This is a genomic window from Kineococcus radiotolerans SRS30216 = ATCC BAA-149, assembly GCF_000017305.1.
Taxonomy (GTDB): domain Bacteria; phylum Actinomycetota; class Actinomycetes; order Actinomycetales; family Kineococcaceae; genus Kineococcus; species Kineococcus radiotolerans.
This window is the reverse complement of record NC_009664.2, coordinates 2,609,869-2,627,665: the sequence shown is the minus strand read 5'-3', so window position 1 is coordinate 2,627,665 and position 17,797 is coordinate 2,609,869. Positions and strand designations below refer to the sequence as shown.

16 protein-coding genes are annotated in these 17,797 nt (G+C 75.2%); 12 read left to right on the top strand and 4 right to left on the bottom strand.

The genetic code is table 11. From position 1 onward, the window contains the following. The first annotated feature begins 105 nt into the window (after positions 1-105). The 3 genes from KRAD_RS12540 to KRAD_RS12530 all read left to right on the top strand — a co-directional run bounded on the left by KRAD_RS12540 (position 106) and on the right by KRAD_RS12530 (position 2,422). Positions 106-1,041, top strand: a complete 936-nt coding sequence (locus KRAD_RS12540) for a phosphatidylinositol-specific phospholipase C/glycerophosphodiester phosphodiesterase family protein (RefSeq protein ID WP_012085984.1) — start codon at positions 106-108, stop codon at positions 1,039-1,041. Between the two features lie 167 nt (positions 1,042-1,208). Beyond that, positions 1,209-1,826 carry a ClpP family protease gene (locus tag KRAD_RS12535; RefSeq protein WP_041292069.1) on the top strand — a complete coding sequence of 206 codons (618 nt, stop codon included), beginning with the start codon at positions 1,209-1,211 and terminating at the stop codon, positions 1,824-1,826. Next, positions 1,823-2,422, top strand: a complete 600-nt coding sequence (locus KRAD_RS12530) for a ClpP family protease (RefSeq protein ID WP_041292068.1) — start codon at positions 1,823-1,825, stop codon at positions 2,420-2,422. Before KRAD_RS12535 ends, KRAD_RS12530 begins: the two co-directional genes overlap by 4 nt. Positions 2,423-2,438: 16 nt before the next feature. Here the strand turns inward: KRAD_RS12530 and KRAD_RS12525 are convergent, their stop codons facing one another. Next, positions 2,439-2,798: a helix-turn-helix domain-containing protein gene (locus KRAD_RS12525; RefSeq protein ID WP_012085981.1), complete on the bottom strand. Its 360-nt coding sequence runs from the start codon at positions 2,796-2,798 to the stop codon at positions 2,439-2,441. Positions 2,799-2,900: 102 nt separating this feature from the next. Then, positions 2,901-4,478, bottom strand: a complete 1,578-nt coding sequence (locus KRAD_RS27015) for a methyl-accepting chemotaxis protein (protein ID WP_012085980.1) — start codon at positions 4,476-4,478, stop codon at positions 2,901-2,903. A 126-nt stretch (positions 4,479-4,604) separates the two neighbouring features. Between KRAD_RS27015 and KRAD_RS27535 the strand changes: the two genes are divergently transcribed. The 7 genes from KRAD_RS27535 to KRAD_RS12485 all read left to right on the top strand — a co-directional run bounded on the left by KRAD_RS27535 (position 4,605) and on the right by KRAD_RS12485 (position 12,776). Then, entirely contained in the window at positions 4,605-5,939 is a 1,335-nt protein-coding gene (locus tag KRAD_RS27535; RefSeq protein ID WP_049821189.1) for a sensor histidine kinase, read from the top strand. Between the two features lie 18 nt (positions 5,940-5,957). Continuing rightward, positions 5,958-6,650, top strand: a complete 693-nt coding sequence (locus KRAD_RS12510; protein ID WP_012085978.1) for a response regulator — start codon at positions 5,958-5,960, stop codon at positions 6,648-6,650. Between the two features lie 12 nt (positions 6,651-6,662). Continuing rightward, complete coding sequence (locus tag KRAD_RS12505) at positions 6,663-7,583, top strand: LysR substrate-binding domain-containing protein (RefSeq protein ID WP_012085977.1); 921 nt, start codon at positions 6,663-6,665, stop codon at positions 7,581-7,583. Between the two features lie 162 nt (positions 7,584-7,745). Continuing rightward, positions 7,746-9,257 (top strand): NCS1 family nucleobase:cation symporter-1, encoded by a 1,512-nt coding sequence (locus KRAD_RS12500; RefSeq protein WP_012085976.1) that lies wholly within the window; start codon positions 7,746-7,748, stop codon positions 9,255-9,257. 19 nt (positions 9,258-9,276) lie between these two features. Continuing rightward, on the top strand, positions 9,277-10,125 hold the full coding sequence (locus KRAD_RS12495) for a nitrilase-related carbon-nitrogen hydrolase (RefSeq protein WP_012085975.1): 849 nt from the start codon (positions 9,277-9,279) through the stop codon (positions 10,123-10,125). Continuing rightward, the gene (hydA, locus tag KRAD_RS12490) at positions 10,125-11,543 is read left to right on the top strand and encodes a dihydropyrimidinase (RefSeq protein WP_012085974.1); all 1,419 of its coding nucleotides are present in this window, start codon (positions 10,125-10,127) and stop codon (positions 11,541-11,543) included. The genes KRAD_RS12495 and hydA overlap by 1 nt, the downstream gene beginning before the upstream one ends. Positions 11,544-11,624: 81 nt before the next feature. Then, positions 11,625-12,776 carry a TIGR03842 family LLM class F420-dependent oxidoreductase gene (locus tag KRAD_RS12485; RefSeq protein ID WP_012085973.1) on the top strand — a complete coding sequence of 384 codons (1,152 nt, stop codon included), beginning with the start codon at positions 11,625-11,627 and terminating at the stop codon, positions 12,774-12,776. 68 nt (positions 12,777-12,844) lie between these two features. Here KRAD_RS12485 and KRAD_RS12480 read toward each other — a convergent pair whose 3' ends face one another. After that, the gene (locus KRAD_RS12480; RefSeq protein WP_012085972.1) at positions 12,845-13,708 is read right to left on the bottom strand and encodes an aldo/keto reductase; all 864 of its coding nucleotides are present in this window, start codon (positions 13,706-13,708) and stop codon (positions 12,845-12,847) included. A 97-nt stretch (positions 13,709-13,805) separates the two neighbouring features. Here KRAD_RS12480 and KRAD_RS12475 point away from each other — a divergent pair, with 97 nt between their 5' ends. Next, on the top strand, positions 13,806-14,228 hold the full coding sequence (locus KRAD_RS12475) for a VOC family protein (RefSeq protein WP_012085971.1): 423 nt from the start codon (positions 13,806-13,808) through the stop codon (positions 14,226-14,228). Between the two features lie 22 nt (positions 14,229-14,250). Here KRAD_RS12475 and KRAD_RS12470 read toward each other — a convergent pair whose 3' ends face one another. Then, positions 14,251-15,858, bottom strand: coding sequence for a methyl-accepting chemotaxis protein (locus tag KRAD_RS12470; protein ID WP_012085970.1), 1,608 nt, complete (start codon positions 15,856-15,858; stop codon positions 14,251-14,253). Between the two features lie 146 nt (positions 15,859-16,004). Here KRAD_RS12470 and KRAD_RS12465 point away from each other — a divergent pair, with 146 nt between their 5' ends. Further along, positions 16,005-17,741 carry a DNA polymerase gene (locus tag KRAD_RS12465; RefSeq protein ID WP_203417563.1) on the top strand — a complete coding sequence of 579 codons (1,737 nt, stop codon included), beginning with the start codon at positions 16,005-16,007 and terminating at the stop codon, positions 17,739-17,741. Positions 17,742-17,797: the final 56 nt, after the last annotated feature.

Below are 17,797 nucleotides of genomic sequence, written 5' to 3'. Positions count from 1 at the left end.
CAGGCGGTTCACCGGGAACTCCCGGGGACGTCGCCGGGGGTTGGGGTGCGCGTCGGGCGGGCTCCCTAGGTTCGCCGGGATCACCGAGCCCCAGGAGAGAACCCGATGCGAACCCCCCGCCCCCGCCACGCCCTCGTCCCGGTCGCCCTGGCCGGCGCCGCCCTCCTCGTCCCGCTGAGCGCGGGCAGCGCCGTCGCCGGGACCCGCCCGGTCGCGGCGGACCCCGTCGTCCTCGGCGCCGCCACGAGCCCCGCCGCTCCCGCCGCGGGCCCGGTGGTGGCCCAGCCGCTGCCGCAGGCCCACGCGCACAACGACTACGAGCACGAGCGCCCGCTGCTCGACGCGGTCGAGCGGGGTTTCACCAGCGTCGAGGCCGACGTGTACCTCGTCGACGGGCAGCTCCTCGTCGCCCACGACCCCGAGGACCTCGACCCCGCGCGCACCCTGCAGTCGCTCTACCTGGAACCCCTGGAGGACCTCGCCGAGGCCGGCGGCGGCAGCCTCTACGGCGACGGGGAACCCGTCCAGCTCCTCATCGACATCAAGGGCGACGCCGTCGCGACGTGGCTGGCGATCGAGGACGTCCTGGCCCAGTACCCCACGACCATGACCTCGTTCACCATGACCGACGCCGGCTACGACGCCACCCCGCGCGCGGTGACGGCCGTCGTCTCCGGCAACCGCCCCGTCGACCTCATGGCCCGCGACCACCTGCGCTGGTCCGCCTACGACGGCCGGTCCGGGGACCTCTTCAACGGGTCCGACCCGGACTTCATGCCCCTGGTGAGCGACAACTGGGCGAACCAGTTCTCCTGGAGGGGCGAGGGCGAGATGCCCGCCGCGGAACGCGCGAAGCTCGTGGACTTCGTCACCGCCGCCCACCTGGCCGGGCGCGAGGTGCGGTTCTGGAACACCCCCGACGCCCCCGGGCCCGCGCGCGACGCCGTCTGGAGCGAACTCGTGGCCGCCCAGGTCGACCAGATCAACACCGACGACCTCGACGGCCTGCGCGACTTCCTGCTCGCCCGCTCGCAGGCCTGAGAAGGCCCGGCGGTCCCGTCCCGCACGACCCGGGACGGGACCGCCGGTGCGGGGTCGCGCGGGTGCGCGGTGTTCGCCCGTGGTGGATCTCCTCAGGGGAGAAACCCCTTCCCGCCGTCCCCGGCGGGACCGACGGTGGAGGGGACCCGCCCGACGAGGAGGACCCGATGAGCACCCCCACCACCACGACCGGCCCGTTCGACGACCAGCTCTCCCAGCGCCTGCTGTTCCAGCGGATCGTCGTCCTCGGCCAGGAGGTCGACGACGCGGTCGCGAACCGGATCTGCGCGCAGCTGCTGCTGCTGTCGGCCGACGACCCCCGCAGCGACATCGCGCTCTACGTGAACTCCCCCGGCGGTTCCATCAGCGCCGGGCTCGCGATCTACGACACGATGCGCCTGATCCCCAACGACGTCTCCACGCTGGTCATGGGGATGGCCGCCAGCATGGGGCAGTTCCTGCTGTGCGCGGGGACGGCCGGCAAGCGCTACGCCCTGCCGCACGCCCGGGTGATGATGCACCAGCCCTCCGGCGGGATCGGGGGGACCGCGGCCGACATCGCCATCCAGGCCGAGAACCTCGCCCACACCAAGGCCACGATGCAGCGCCTCATCGCCGAGCACACCGGGCAGGACGTCGAGACGGTCGAGCTCGACTCCCAGCGCGACCGGTGGTTCACCGCCGAGGAGGCCCTCGCCTACGGCGTGGTCGACCACGTCGTCACCGGCGTCAGCGACGTCCGGCTCGGCAGCGCCACTCGTGACGCGCGGAAGGTGGGCCTGTGATGTCGTACCCGATCCCCCACGTCGTGGAGACCACCGCGCGCGGCGAGCGCACCTCCGACGTGTTCAGCCGGCTGCTCTCGGACCGCATCGTCTTCCTGCACGGCGAGATCGACGACGGCGTCGCGAACGTCGTCATCGCCCAGCTCGTGCACCTCGCCTCGGAGTCGTCCACCGCGGAGATCAGCCTGTACGTGAACTCCCCCGGGGGTTCCGCGACGGCGCTGATGGCGATCTACGACACGATGCAGTTCGTGCAGCCGGACGTCGCGACGTTCTGCGTCGGGCAGGCCGCCTCCGCCGCCGCGGTGCTGCTCGCGGCCGGCGCCCCGGGGAAGCGCTCGGTGCTGGAGCACTCCCGGGTGCTGCTGCACCAGCCCTCCGGCGGGGCGCAGGGCACCGCCGCGGACCTGCAGATCCAGGCGCGGGAGGTGCTGCGGATCCGCTCCGAGATCGAGCGGGTCCTCGCCCGGCACACCGGTCACCCCGTGGAGCGGCTGCGCGCCGACCTCGACCGCGACCTCGTCCTGCCCGGCGCGGAAGCGGTCGCCTACGGCGTCGCCGACCGGGTCGTCACCCCGGCCGCGCTCCTGCCCTGACCGGGCCCCGCGGCGGTCAGGCCGCGAGGGAGAGGGAGGCGGTGGGGGCCGACCCGGCGCGGCCGGTCGCCGCGGGCGCGAGCGCCGTCGCGCTGGTCACGTCCTCGACGTGGGTGCCGCAGCGGCGCAGCAGGTCCGCCAGCGGCAGGTCCAAGGAGGCGCAGATCGCGGCGAGCACCTCCGAGGAGGGTTCCTTGCGCCCGCGCTCGACCTCCGACAGGTGCGGCAGCGAGACCCGGGCCCCGGCCGCGACGTCGGCCAGGGTGCGGTGCTGCCCCAGCCGCTCGGCGCGCAGGACCGCCCCGAGGGCGTCGCGCAGCAGGGGGTCCGGGCGCCGGCGCACCCGGCGGGGCGGGACGAGGGTCGGCTTCGGCACGGGAACCTCCAGCGGTCGGTTCCTCCGCAAGCTACCCCCGGGGTGGGGCCGCCGCGCCGCCGTCCGCTCCGGGCGGACGACGGCACGGCGGGGCTGGAGGGGTCAGCGGCGCTCCTGCGCCATCGCGACCTGCTCGTCGATGACCTCGGAGATGCGCGCCTGCACCGCGTCGAGCTCGCGGATGATGGACGCCGTCTCGTTGATGCCGTTGGACACGGCGCCGCTGGAGGCCTGGATCCCGGCGACCTGGGTGGCGACGCGCTGGGTGGCGTCGGCGGTCTCGCGGGCCAGGTCCTTGACCTCGCTGGCCACGACGGCGAACCCGCGGCCGAGGTCGCCGGCGCGGGCGGCCTCGATGGTGGCGTTGAGGGCCAGCAGGTTCGTCTGGTCGGCGATCGTGGAGATGATCTTGATGACGTCGCCGACCGCGGCCGAGGCCCGGGTCAGCGCGTCGACCTCGTCGGTCATCGTCGAGGCCTGCCCGACGGCGGCGTCGGCGACCCGGCCGGCGTCCAGGACCGCGTCGCGCAGCCGCGAGACGGTGTCCAGCAGGGCCGCGGAGGACTTCGCGTCCTCCTCGATCCGGCGCAGGACGTCGAGGCGCTGGGAGACGAGCTGCTGCACGTTGCGCAGGGCCGACCCGCGGGACTCCGACAGCTCCATGACCTCGGTGGCGAAGAAGTCCATGGTGCCCACGACCCGCCCCTCGGAGAGGACGGGGAAGCAGACGCCGGACTTCACCCCGGCCCGCTGCGCCGCGGGGGCGCGCACGCAGTCCGTCACCTCCGCGAGGTCGCGGACGTAGACGAGGTCGCGCGCGCGCCAGGCGCGCCCGGACAGGCCGACGCCCTCGGCGAAGCTCGCGGCCAGGGTGACCCGGCGGAACTCCTCGCCGGCGGAGCCGGACTCCAGCTGGAACCGCAGGGTGCCCGTGGCCGGGTCCAGCGCCCAGTAGGAGCCGTAGGCCCAGCCGAACGCCTCGCGCACCGTCTCCAGGGCGCGGCGCAGCGCGTCCTCGGCGCTGGCGGCGGCACCGACGCTGGTCACGACGGTCGTCACGGCCACGCGGTCGTTGAGGGTCTCCTGCAGGACCGCGGTCTCCAGCACCCGGCGGCGGGCGTGGGCGGCGACCCGGCCGATGGCGCGCCACTTCTCGGCCCGGCCGCCGAAGAACGGCAGGTCGTCGTGCGCGTAGTACTCCTGGAGGGCCACGACCCGCCCGTCCTCGACGACGGGCACCTGCGCGCCGCCACCGGCCCCGGCGTCGCGGGCGGCGCGCCAGCGGGCGCAGTCCGCCGCGTCCTGGGACCCCAGGCACCGCACGGCCTCGCGGGAGGCGAGCGCCCGCCCGCCGCAGCCGTCGCCGGGACCGACGGCCAGACCGCGCGCGCCGGCGAGCGCGGGGACCATGGTCCCGACCTCGGCGGCGATGCGGAACCTGCCGTCCGGTCCGGGCAGCCAGACCGCGCCGTAGCAGAGGTCCAGGGCCTGCACGAGGGCGCGCACGCACGCGAGCTGCGCGTCGCGCTCGGTCGCGATGCCCTCCTCGTCGAGGGCGGCGAGGACCGCTTCCAGCGCCTCGACGTCGCGCGGCATCGGACCGGCGGCCCCTGCTCCGGCCCTCGTGGCCGAGTCCCTGTTGCGTCCGAACACCGTCATCCCCTCGGTCGGGTGGCTCACGCGAGCACGTCCTCCCATCGGCGGGCACCGCCCGGGGCTTGAGCCGGCGGGGTGCGACCCAGGCGGGAGGGGGGGAGGGACGATCGGTGGACGTGGAGCGCGGGACCGCCTGCCTACGCTGGGCCGGTGAACGCGCTCGCCGCCCCCGCCGACCCGTGGGTCGCCCGCTGGCGGCTGGCGCCCCGGGTGCGGGACGTGCTCGCCGTCCTCGCCTCGCTGTTCGTCGCGGTCGCCTGGTTCGCCACCGTCGTGTCCGGTCCGGGGCCCTCCGCGGGCGGGGGTCCCCCGTTCCCGGCGGAGGGCGTCGCGTGGTCGACGGCCACCCCGGTGCAGGTGGGCGCGGCGGTGGTCGTGGTGGTGACGTGCCTGGCGCTGTGGTGGCGCCGCAGCCACCCGGTGCTGCTGTGCCTGGTCGCCCTCGCGGCCGCGTTCCTGCTGGCCTTCGACGGGGCGGTGTTCCCGGCCCTGCTGACCCTGGCCGTCCGGCGCCGGGACCGGCTGCTGGTGCTGACGTCGGTGGTGGCCGTGGTGGCGACGACGTCGGCGAGCCTGCGGACCACGACCGACAGCTGGTCGCTGTCGCTGACGTGGTCGCTCATCGCGGTGTCGCTGTGCGTCTTCGTCGGGGCCTTCGTGGGGGCCCGCCGGGAGCTGGTCCGCTCGCTGCGCGAGCGCGCCGAGCGCGCCGAGCACGAGCAGGTGCTGCGCGCCGAGCAGGCCCGCCTGGCCGAGCGCACCCGGATCGCGCGGGAGATGCACGACGTGCTGGCGCACCGGATCTCGCTGGTCGCCCTGCACGCGGGCGGGCTGGAGGTGCGTCCCGACGTGGGCCCGGAGCAGGTCGAGGCGACGGCGGCGACGATCCGCGAGACCGCCCGCTCCGCCCTGGAGGACCTGCGCCGGGTCCTGGGGGTCCTGCGCGCGCCGGGCACGGGGTCGGCGGCGACGACGGCGGCGGAGCTGGCGCCCCAGCCGACGCTGGTGGACGTCCGGCAGCTGGTGGAGTCCACCCGGGAGGCGGGGGTGTCCGCGGAGTTCCGCACCGACGTGCCCGTGCACGCCGACGTGCCGGCGGAGCTGGGGCGCACGGTCTACCGGGTCGTGCAGGAGGCCCTGACCAACGTCCACAAGCACGCCCCGTCGGCGCAGACCGTGGTCACGGTCTCGGGGGAGGTGGGCCGCGAGATGCTGGTGCAGGTCGTCAACGCGCGCCCGAGCGGGCGGGCCACGGGGCTGCCCGGGGCGGGGTCGGGGCTGGTGGGGCTGTCGGAGCGGGTCGGGCTGGCCGACGGGACGATCACCTCGGGCCCGGAGCCGGGCGGGGGCTTCGCGGTGCGGGCGCGGCTGCCGTGGCCCGGGCGCGACGGGCGCCCGCGCGGCGGCGGGTCGGGCGCGTGGACGCCGCCGGATGCGAGGATCGTGCGCACCCCGGCCGGGACAGGGCGGGGCGAGGACTCGTGAACGGATGAGGAGAACCCGGTGAGCGGACCCGACGGGTCGCAGCAGGACGGCAGGCCCACCCGGGTCCTGCTGGTCGACGACGACGCCCTGGTGCGGGCGGGGCTGCGGATGATCCTCTCCAGCGCCGACGACATCGAGGTCGTGGGCGAGGCGGAGAACGGGGCCCAGGCCGTGGAGGGCGTCGCGGCGCACCGCCCGGACGTGGTGCTCATGGACGTGCGGATGCCGGTGATGGACGGGCTGACCGCGGCCAAGGCGATCACCGAGCGCCCGCAGGCGCCGAGCGTGGTGATGCTCACGACGTTCGACCTCGACGAGTACGTCTTCCAGGCCCTGCAGGCCGGGGCGACGGGGTTCCTGCTCAAGGACACCCCGCCGCGGGAGCTCGTGGCCGCGGTGCGGATCGTCGCGGCCGGCGAGGCGATGCTCTCCCCCACCGTGACCCGGCGGCTGGTGGGCCACTACGCCGCCGACGCGGTGAACCCGCGCCGGCGGGAGGCGGCGGAGCGCCTGACGACGCTGACCGAGCGCGAGCGCGAGGTCCTGGCCTGCGTGGGGCGCGGGATGTCCAACGCCGAGGTCGGCAAGGAGCTGTTCATGAGCGAGGCGACGGTGAAGACGCACGTGTCGCGGCTGCTCACGAAGCTGCAGGCGCACAACCGGGTGCAGGTCGCGATCGTGGCGCACGACGCGGGTCTCCTCGACGCCTGACCCGTCCCGCCGGTGCCCAGGGACTTCACCCTCACCCAGCTGCGCCACTTCTGCGCCGTGGCGCAGGAGCAGAGCATGACCGTCGCCGCCGCGGGGCTCAACGTCTCGCAGTCGGCGCTGTCCTCCTCGATCGCCCACCTCGAGACGGCGATGGGGGCGGCGCTGTTCCAGCGGGTGCCCCGCCGCGGGGTGCGCCTGACCGAGAGCGGTCTGCGGCTGCTGCGCGAGTGCCTGCCGCTGCTGGAGGCCGCGGACCAGCTCCCGGCGTCGGTGCGCCTGGACGACGAGGCGCCGGCGGGGCGGCTGGCCGTGGGGGTCTACGAACCGGTCGCGTCGCTGCGGCTGCCGGGGATCGTGGCGGAGTTCAGCCGCCGGCACCCGCAGGTGGAGCTGACGGTCCTGGAGGGGAACCAGGAGTTCGTGCGGCAGGCGCTGCTGTCGGGCGGGTGCGAGGTGGCGCTGCTCTACGGGATGGGCCTGGACGCCGGTCTGCGGACGGAGGTCCTGGAGGAGCTGCCCCCGCACGTCCTCGTCGGGGCGGGGCACCGGCTGGCGGCGCGGGCCCCGGGGCCGGTGAGCCTGGGGGAGCTGGCCGAGGAGCCGCTGGTGCTGCTGGACCTGCCGCACACCCGCGAGTACCTGCTGGGGCTGTTCGACGCGGTGGGGGTGGTCCCCCGGGTGCGGCACCGCTTCAGCGGGTACGAGACGGTCCGCTCGTTCGTGGCGCTGGAGGGGTACGCGGTGCTCAACCGGCGGCTGCCGCACGGGGCGACGCACACCGGCGGGCGGGTGGTGGCCCTCGACATCGCCGAGGACCTGCCCCCGGTGCAGGTGCTGCTGGCGCGGGCCGGGGGCAGCCGGCCGACGCGGCGGGCGGCGGCGTTCGCCGAGGTGTGCCGCGCCGCCCTGCCCGGTCCGGGCCCCCGCGTGTAACGGACACGTTTCAGCGATGTTTCACCCGCTTCGCATCGACTGAGTCGATGCTGTGTGCGGAAATCCTTGTTGGACAGCGGGTTTCCCCGTCCCCAGACTGGGCCCACTTCCTGCTCCACCCACCGGCACCCGTGCCCGTCGTGGACGAGACCGAGGAGACCCATGAGCGCACCGGAATCCGCCCCGCCCACCCGTCCCCCCGCGCCCGAGCTGCGCGGCGCGCCCAGCCCGCGCCTGCACAACGAGGACCTCGCACCCCGCCGCGACGCGGCCCCCTGGCGCACCTGGGACCTCTTCTGCTGGTGGATGTCCGCCTGGCACAGCCTCGGCAGCTACACCTTCGCCATCGGCCTGCTCGTGCTCGGCCTCACCGGCTGGCAGGTCGTCGTGGCCCTCGTCCTCGGCATCGCCGTCCTGCTGTGGGGGTGCAACCTCACCGGCGTCGCCGGGCAGCGCGCCGGGGTCCCCTTCCCCGTCTTCGCCCGGCTCAGCTTCGGGGTCTTCGGGGCCAACGTGCCCGCCCTGCTGCGCGCCGTCGTGGGCGTCGCCTGGTACGGCATCCAGACCTACCTCGCCAGCCTGGCCGTCATGACGATGACCCTCAAGGTCTGGCCCGCGTCGCAGTCCCTGACCGCGCCGCAGTTCCTCGGCATGTCCGCGCTGGGCTGGATCTGCTTCCTCGTCCTGTGGACCCTGCAGCTCGCGGTCCTCCACCGGGGCATGGAAGCGGTGCGGAAGCTGTCCGACGTCGCCGGCCCCGTCCTGTGGATCGCCATCGCCGCCCTCGCCGTGTGGGTCCTCGCCCGCGCCGGCTGGAGCGTGGACTGGAACTACCGGGAGGGCCCCGCCCTCGACACCGCCGGCACCGTCAGCGCGATCGTCTCGGGCGCGTTCCTCACCGTCGCGTTCCTCGCCGGGCCGATGCTGAACTTCGCCGACTTCTCCCGCAACTCCCCCGACGCCCGCTCCATCCGCCGCGGCAACGGCCTCGGCCTGCTCGTCAACGGCACCGCGTTCGTGCTGGTGTCCGTCGTCATCGCGCTGGCCTCGGCCGAGGTGCACGGGCAGGCGGTCACCGACCCCGTCGAGCTCGTCCAGGACATCGACAGCGTCACGCTGCTGCTCCTGGCGACCGTGTCCATCGCGGGCTCGGCCGTCGGCATCAACATCATCCTGAACTTCGTCTCCCCGGCCTACGACTTCGCCAACGTCGCCCCCTCCCGCATCAGCTTCCGCACCGGCGGGGTCATCACCGCCGTCGTCGCCCTCGTCGTCATGCCGTGGCGGCTGTACTCCAGCCCCGTCATGGTGAACTACTTCATCGGCGGCGTCGGCGCCCTCATCGGCCCGGTGTTCGGCATCGTCGTCGCCGACTACTACCTGCTGCGCCGCGGCCGGATCGACGTCGACGACCTGTACTCCGACTCCCCCACCGGCCGGTACTGGTACCGGCGCGGCACGAACCCCAACGCGATCGCCGCCCTCCTCGTCGCCGGCACCATCACCCTGCTCGTCGCGTTCCTGCCGGCCCTCTCCGCCCTCGCCGCGTACTCCTGGCTGGTGGGCACCGTCATCGGCGGCGGGGCCTACCTGCTGGCCGAGCGGGTCCACCCCTCCGGCTCCCTGCTGCCCGAACCCGCCGCGGTCCCCGCGCAGCTCCCCACCCAGCGCTGACCACCCCCAGGAGGAAACCGTGACCACCGTCCGCACCGCACTGACCCAGGTCACCTGGCCCGGGACCAAGGACGAGATGCTCGACAAGCACGAGGTCCTCGCCCGCGAGGCCGCCGCCCAGGGCGCGCAGGTCCTCTGCTTCCAGGAGCTCTTCTACGGGCCGTACTTCGGCATCACCCAGGACAGCAAGTACTACCGCTACGCCGAGGCCGCCGACGGCCCGATCGTGCAGCGCTTCGCCGCCCTGGCCGAGGAGCTCGGCGTCGTCACCGTCCTGCCCATCTACGAGGAGCAGCAGGCCGGCGTCTACTACAACTCCGCCGTCGTCGTCGACGCCGACGGGTCCGTGCGCGGCACCTACCGCAAGAACCACATCCCCCACGTCGACCGGTTCTGGGAGAAGTTCTACTTCCGCCCCGGCAACCTCGGCTGGCCCGTCTTCGAGACCGCCGTCGGCACCATCGGCGTGACGATCTGCTACGACCGCCACTTCCCCGAGGGCTGGCGCGCGCTCGGCCTGGCCGGGGCCGAGATCGTCTTCAACCCCAACGCCTCCAAGCCGGGCCTGTCCAACCGGCTGTGGGAGCTGGAGCAGCCCACCGCCGCCGCCGCCAACGGGTACTACGTGTGCGTCCCCAACCGGGTGGGCCGCGAGGACAACGAGTACGGCGACCTCGCCGTCGACTTCTACGGCACCAGCTTCGTCGTCGACCCGCGCGGGAACTACGTCGGCGAGCGGGGCAGCGGCACCGCGGAGGAGCTCCTGGTGCGCGACCTGGACATGGACCTCGTCCGCACCGCCCGCGACGAGTGGCAGTTCTACCGCGACCGCCGCCCGGACGCCTACGGGACCCTGGTGGCCCCCTGATGACGCGCACCCTCGTCAGCGGCGGGACCCTCGTCTCCACCACCGGCGCCACCCCCACCGACGTCCTCATCGAGGGCGAGACCGTCACCGCCCTGCTCGCCCCCGGGACGGGCGAGGAGTTCAGCGTCGACACCCGCATCGACGCCACCGGCTGCTACGTCCTGCCCGGCGGGGTGGACGTCCACACCCACATGCAGATGCCCTTCGGGGGCACCGAGGCCTCGGACACCTTCGCGACCGGCACCCGCGCCGCGGCCTTCGGCGGGACGACGACCATCGTCGACTTCGCGGTGCAGCGCACCGGGGAGGTCGTCGAGGAGTCGCTGGCGGCCTGGCACGCCAAGGCCGAGGGGAACTGCGCGATCGACTACGGGTTCCACGTGATCCTCGGGGGCGTCGACGAGGACTCGCTCAAGGCGATGGACTCCCTCGTCGCCCACGAGGGCATCAGCAGCTTCAAGCTGTTCATGGCCTACCCCGGGGTGTTCCACTCCGACGACGGGCAGATCCTGCGGGCCATGCAGCGCGCCACCGACAACGGCGCGACGATCATGATGCACGCCGAGAACGGCACCGCCATCGACGTCCTCGTCCAGCAGGCCCTGGCCGCCGGGAACACCGACCCCGTCTTCCACGGGCTCACCCGGCCCGCCGCCCTGGAGGGCGAGGCCGTCAACCGGGCCATCGCCCTGGCCGAGGTCGCCGGCGACACCCCGCTGTACGTCGTGCACGTGTCGTCCTCCCCGGCGCTGGACCGGATCGCGTCGGCGCGCAGCGAGGGCCGCAACGTGTTCGCCGAGACCTGCCCGCAGTACCTGTACCTCACCCTGGAGGACCACCTCGGCGCGGGCGGACCGGGCAGCTTCGAGGGGGCGAAGTACGCCTGCTCCACCCCGCTGCGCTCCAAGCACGAACCCCACGCCAGGGACCTGTGGAAGGGGCTGCGCACCGACGACCTCGCCGTCGTCTCCACCGACCACTGCCCCTTCTGCTTCAACGACCAGAAGCAGCTCGGCCGCGGGGACTTCTCGAGGATCCCCAACGGCCTCGGGCTCGTCGAGCACCGGATGGACCTCGTCCACCAGGGCGTCGTCGACGGGAACCTGTCCCTGCAGCGCTGGGTGGAGACGTGCTCGACCACCCCGGCCCGGATGTTCGGGATGTACCCGCGCAAGGGCACCGTCGCCCCCGGTTCGGACGCCGACATCGTGATCTACGACCCGGCCGCCACGACGACGATCAGCGCGCAGACCCACCACATGAACCTGGACCACTCCGCGTTCGAGGGCGTGACCCTGCAGGGACGGGTGCGCACCGTCCTGTCCCGGGGCCGGACCGTCGTCGACCGCGGCACGTGGTCGGGGCGGGAGGGCCACGGCCGCTACGTCCGGCGCGGGCTGTCGCAGTACCTGCGCTGAGCACCACCGGACCACCCGCGCGCACCCGCACCGTCCGCGCGGACCGCCTGCACGAACCACCGAGAACGAGAGGGGACCGCCGTGGACTTCGGGGTCGTCCTGCAGAACACCGCACCCGCGTCGAGGGTGGTGGAACTCGCCCGGCAAGCCGAGCTGCACGGTTTCACGCACGCGTGGACCTTCGACTCGCACCTGCTGTGGGAGGAGCCCTACGTCGTCTACTCGGCGATGCTGGCCGCCACCCGCAACATCGTCGTGGGGCCGATGGTGACCAACCCGCTGACGCGGGACTGGACGGTCACCGCCTCCAGCTACGCCACGCTCAACGAGATGTACGGGCCGCGCACCATCTGCGGCATCGGCCGCGGCGACTCCGCCGTCCGCACCCTCGCCGGGCGGCCCAGCACGCTGGCGACGCTGCGCGAGGCGGTCCACGTCATCCGCGAACTGGCCAACGGCCGCTCGGTCGAGCACCGCGGGCAGACCATCCGCTTCCCCTGGGCCCGGGCGACCCACGAGCAGGACCGGACCCAGGTGTGGGTGGCCGCCTACGGGCCCAAGGCGCTGCAGCTGACCGGTGAGGTCGCCGACGGGTTCATCCTGCAGCTGGCCGACCCCGACATCGCCGCGTGGACCATCCGGTTCGTCCGCGAGGCCGCCGAGCGCGCCGGGCGGGACCCGGGCTCGGTGAAGATCTGCGTCGCCGCCCCCGCCTACGTCACCGACGGCTCGCAGGCCGCCCTGGAGCACGCCCGCGACCAGTGCCGGTGGTTCGGCGGCATGGTCGGCAACCACGTCGCCGACATCGTCGAGCGCTACGGCGCGACCGGTGAGGTGCCCGCCGCGCTGACCGGGTACATCGCCGGGCGCCGGGGTTACGACTACAACGAGCACGGCCGCGCGGGGAACACCCACGCCGACTTCGTGCCCGACGAGATCGTCGACCGGTTCTGCGTCATCGGCACCGCCGAGCAGCACCGGGAGCGGATGCGCGCCCTGCAGGACCTCGGCGTCGACCAGTTCGCGCTGTACCTGCAGCACGACGCCAAGGAGACGACGATGCGCGCCTACGCCGACCACGTGGCCCCGGGCCTGGCGCCGCAGGTCGCCGCCGTCCGCCCCGCCGTACCCACCGCCGCGCCGGCCGCTCCGCCGATCACCCCGCCCGCCGAGACCATCCCCGTGGCCGTCCCCGTCCCCGCCCGGGCCGGCACCGCGGGGGTCCCCGCGTGAGCACCGGGTCCCCCGCCGCGTCGCGGTCGTGACCGGCGCCGCGGCGGGGTGACCGCCCGCGGCCGGGGTCAGCGCCCCGCGTCGGAGAGGGTCGCGAACTCGTCGTCGGTCAGCTCCACGTCGGCCGCGGCGAGGTTCTCCTCGAGGTGGGCGACGGTCGAGGTCCCGGGGATGGGGACGATCACCGGGGAGCGCCGCAGCAGCCAGGCCAGCGCGAGCTGGGAGGTGGAGGTGCCCTCGTGCTGCTTCGCGACCGCGTCGAGGGGGCCGCCGGGGCGGGCGAGGGTCCCGGCGTCGACGGGAGCCCAGGGGATGAAGGCGATGCCCCGCTGCTCGCAGAACTCCAGCAGGTCCTCGGCCCGGCGGTCGCCGAGGTTGTACCGGTTCTGCACCGAGGCGACGCTCAGCCCCGCGGCCTGCGCGGCCTCCACCTCCTCGACGCCGACCTCGGAGAGCCCGACCTGGTGGACCAGCCCCTCGTCGACGAACGCCTTCATCTCGCCGAACTGCTCCTCCCTGGGAACCTCGGCGTCGATGCGGTGCAGCTGCCACAGGTCGATCCGCTCGACGCCGAGGCGGCGCAGCGACATGAGCAGGCACTGGCGCAGGTACTCCGGGCGGCCCAGCGGCGGCCACACGTCCGGGCCGGAGCGCGTGAGCCCGCCCTTGGTGGCGATGACCACGTCGCCGTAGCCGGACCCGTCGTGCAGGGCCTCGCGGATGAGGTCCTCGGAGACGAACGGGCCGTAGGAGTCGGCCGTGTCGATGAAGGTGACGCCGAGCTCGACGGCGCGGCGCAGGACGCGCACGGCCTCGTCGTGGTCCTTCGGCGGGCCCCACACGCCGGGGCCGGTGATGCGCATCGCGCCGTAGCCGAGGCGGTGGACGGTCTTGCCGCCGAGGTCGATGGTTCCGCTGCTGGACACGGGCATGCGGGGTCCTCCTGGTGGTGGTGGCTGGCTCCCGCACGCTAGGTCGGCTCCGCGGCGCCCGCGAGCCGGGGGGCCGCTCCGGTGGGAGGGTGCGCCGGTGACCATCACCACGACCGGCTTCAGCCACCTGCGGCTCACCGTCCGCGACCTCGCCGTCTCCCGGCGCTTCTACGACACCCTCTTCGGCTGGGACGTGGCGGTGCAGGTCCCCGCCGACGCCGACGCCGCCACCCGCGAACGGCTCTGGTTCGTCTTCGACGGCGTCATCTACTCCACCCCGGGCGGGCTGCTCGGGCTGCGCCCGGTCGCCGCCGGCGACGACGGGTTCTCCGAGGACCGCGTGGGCCTGGACCACCTCTGCTTCGCCGTCCCCGGCCGCGCCGACCTCGACGCCGCCGTGGAGGTCCTGGACTCCCTCGGGGCCCCGCACGGGGAGGTCAAGGACATCGGGTCGATGCTCCTGCTGGAGTTCCGCGACCCCGACGGGATCGCCCTGGAGCTGTCCGCGCCGAAGGGCTGAGGCCTGCGGCCGGGGCCGGGTCTCAGACCCGGAAGGCGCCCACCGCGTCCCGCAGGCGCACCGAGGTGTCCCGCAGCGCGTCCACCGACGCCGTGACCCGCTCCAGGCTGGCCCGGTCCCCGGCCCCGGACTCCGAGACCCCCGCGAGCACGGCCGCGATGTCCCCGGCCCCCGCGGCCGCACCGGACACGGTGCGGGCGAGCTCGCCGGTCACCGCGGTCTGCTCCTCGACGGCGGCCGAGATCGACGCCTGGAAGTCGTCGATGCGGGCGATGACCTCCGCGATGCGGGCGATGGCGTCGGCGGCCTCGACGCTGCCCCGCTGGATGGCGGCCACCTTGCCGGTGATGTCCTCCGTCGCCGCGCTCGTCTCCTGGGCCAGCTCCTTCACCTCGTCGGCGACGACGGCGAAGCCCTTGCCCATCTCGCCGGCGCGCGCCGCCTCGATGGTCGCGTTCAGCGCCAGCAGGTTCGTCTGCCCCGCGATCGCGGTGATCGTCCCCACGACGGTCGCGATCGACTGCGACGCCTCGCCCAGGGCGGCGACGGCGCGGCCGGTGGCCTCGGCGACCTCGACGGCCTCGCGGGCGACGGCCGCGGACTGGACCATGCCCTGGGAGATCTCCGAGATCGAGGCGCCCAGCTCGTCCGCGCCGGCGGCGAGGGTCGCCACGTCGGCGGAGACGGTGTCGGCGGCGCCCGAGGCGCGGACGGTCTCGGCGCCGGTGCGGGCGTTGCCCGCCGACAGCGTCGCCGCCTGCTCGGCGAGGTCCTCGGCCATGCCGGCCACCGCGTGCGCCTCGGCGGACACCTCGGCGACGGTGCGGCGGGTGGCGCCGACGGCGGCGGCCAGGGCCAGCGACACCTCCCGGAACTCGTCGTGCCCGTCGACGACGGGTTCGACGGTGAGGTCGCCGTCGGCGATGCGGCGCAGGTCGGCGACGCTGCGGCGCAGCGGCACGAGGACGCTGCGGGTCAGGCCGACCAGCAGCAGCACGACGAGGACGACGGCGGAGCCGACGACGGCGAGGACGAGGGTGCGGTTGCGCTCGGCGCTGCGGGCGGCGGCCGCGTCGGCCGCGGACGCCCGGGCCTCGACGGACGCGGTGAGGGTGGCGGTCTCGGCGAGGATGTCCGCGTAGACGACCCAGCTCTCGTCCTGGATGGTCTTCTCGGCCGTGGCGGTGTCACCGGCCCGGTAGGCGGCGACGGCGCGGTCGTCGGAGTCGAAGTAGGCCGCCCACTGCGCGGTGATCGTGTCGTTGACCTCGCGCTCGGCCGCGTCCATGAGGTGGGTCGGGGCGGTGTCGAGGGTCTTCAGCAGCGCGTCGCGGGCGGTGAGGAACCCGGCGCGGTTCTCGGCGTCCGGGGCGACGGCGGCCGCGGCCCCGAAGCGGTAGGTGTCCCAGGCGTAGGCCGCCTGCCACCCGCTGATGTCGGCGTCGTAGTAGCGCTGCTCGGCCACGTAGGCGGTGAGCGTCTTGAAGTCCCCGGCCGTCCGCAGCGCCTGGGACTGGGCGCGGTTGCCGACGACGGCGGCCGCCCCGGTGAGGACGAGCAGGGCCAGGACCACCCCGAAGGCGGCGGCGAACCGGGTGCCCACCCGGGCACGGCGCAACAGCGGGATCATCGGGGTCCTTCCGGAGGGTGCCGCGCGGAACGGCGCGGCTCCCTGTTCCTCGTCACCGCCGGGCCCGGGCTGAGCTTCCGGTACCCGGGACCCCCCGTTCGGCGGTGCCGTCCGGCGCTGTCGGGGCGGGCCGTCAGACTGGCCGGGTGGACGTGGTGGCGCAGGTGCGCGGACTGGGCGCGGTGCCCGTGCTGGGGCTCGTCACCGTGCCCGGCGGGCTGGGGCTGGCCGCGGGCGGGCGGCGCTGGGCGGTGCCCACCGGCGACCCGGCCCCCGTGGTGGCCGCGCTGGAGGCGGAGTTCGCCCCGCGGTGGACCTGGTGGTCGGCGGCGGCCGCGACGGGGCCCCTGGCCGGGGTCCACCTGGCCCGCTGCCACGACCTCGCCGCCGTGCACCGCCTCGCCTTCGGCGGGACGCGCGAGGACGCCGGGGCCGTGTGGGCCGCCGCGCACGGGCGGCCCCTCCCCCCGCCGCCCTCGCGCCGGCCCGCGCCCGCGCACGGCACCGGCCTGCTCGACCTCGACGGCGCCGGCGCGGCCGACGAGCCGGTGCTGGAGGACGGGCGGGTGTCGCCGGCCTGGGCGGAGGGCAGCGCCTTCGACGTGGACCTGCCGCTGCGGCTGGAGCGGGCCGCGCGCTGGGCGGAGCTCGCGCTCGCCGCGGGGCGGGCGCAGGCGGCGGTCCTCGCGGGGCTGCCCGAGCCGCGCCCCCGCCCGGCGGGTCCGGCCCTGGCCGTCCAGACGGGGTTCGCGGAGTCCGCCGCCGCCCTGCTGGCGGTGGAGCTCTCCCGCACCGGGCTGCCGGTGGACCGCGCCGTCGCCGAGCGGATCGTCGCCGACGCCGTGGGCCCGCGCCCGGGCGACGCGGGCGAGGAGGCCCGCTCGCGCGCGGTGCGGGACGCGCCGGTGCACGAGCACCTGGGCCGGGTCGACCTGCGCAACCCCGCGCAGGTCCTCGCCGCGCTGCGCGGCCTGGGCTTCGACGTGCCCGACACTCGCGCCTGGCGGCTGGAGCGGCTGCGCGAGGCCCACCCGGGGGTGGCGGCGCTGCTGGCGTGGCGCAAGGCGGAGCGCCTGGCGACGACGTACGGGTACCGCTGGCTCGACGAGCACGTGGGCGCCGACGGCCGCCTGCGCGGGGAGTGGTCGGGCGCGGACGCCGCGGCGGGGCGGATGACGGCCCAGGCCGGGCTGCACAACCTGCCCTCGGAGCTGCGCCCGGCGGTGGCGGCCGAACCCGGGCACGTGCTGGTCCGCGCCGACCTCGGCCAGGTCGAGCCGCGGGTCCTCGCCGCCGTCTCCGGCGACGCCGGCCTGGTCGCCGCCACCCGCGACGACGACCTCTACGCCCCCGTCGCCGCGGCGCTGGGGGTGGACCGCCCCACCGCGAAGGTCGCGGTGCTCGCCGCGATGTACGGGCAGACCTCGGGGGCGGCCGGGGAGGCGCTGCGGCGCATGGAGCGGGCCTACCCGACGGCGCTGGGCTACCTGCGGGCGGCGGAGCTGGCCGGGCTGGAGGGCCGCGACGTCCGCACCTACGGCGGGCGCCTGGTCCGGATCTCCGACCTCGCCCCCGCCGAGCCGGGCGCGGCCACCGCGGCGCGCGGCCGGTTCGCGCGCAACGCGGTGGTGCAGGGCGCGGCGGCGGAGCTGTTCAAGGCGTGGGCGGCGGCGGTGCGGGCCGGGCTGGCCGGCAGCGCGGGCCGGATCGTGCTGTGCCTGCACGACGAGCTGCTGCTGCACGTGCCCGGACCCGACGCCGACCGCGCCGCGCGGCTGCTCGCGGTGGCCCTGGCGCAGACGGCGGAGCGGTGGTCGGCGGGCAGCGGGGTGCGCTTCGTCGCCGACGTGAGCGTCGTGCGCCGCTGGTCGGAGGCGAAGTAGCCCCGGGCAGCAGGACGCGGCCGGGCGGGGGTCCCGCCCGGCCGCGTCCCTCAGGC

Coding starts and splice junctions, on each gene's coding strand:
- KRAD_RS12500 (WP_012085976.1), top strand. CDS start 7,746: ATGAGCGCACCGGAATCCGCCCCGCCCACCCGTCCCCCCGCGCCCGAG.
- hydA (WP_012085974.1), top strand. CDS start 10,125: ATGACGCGCACCCTCGTCAGCGGCGGGACCCTCGTCTCCACCACCGGC.
- KRAD_RS12480 (WP_012085972.1), bottom strand. CDS start 13,708: ATGCCCGTGTCCAGCAGCGGAACCATCGACCTCGGCGGCAAGACCGTC.
- KRAD_RS12535 (WP_041292069.1), top strand. CDS start 1,209: ATGAGCACCCCCACCACCACGACCGGCCCGTTCGACGACCAGCTCTCC.
- KRAD_RS12540 (WP_012085984.1), top strand. CDS start 106: ATGCGAACCCCCCGCCCCCGCCACGCCCTCGTCCCGGTCGCCCTGGCC.
- KRAD_RS12470 (WP_012085970.1), bottom strand. CDS start 15,858: ATGATCCCGCTGTTGCGCCGTGCCCGGGTGGGCACCCGGTTCGCCGCC.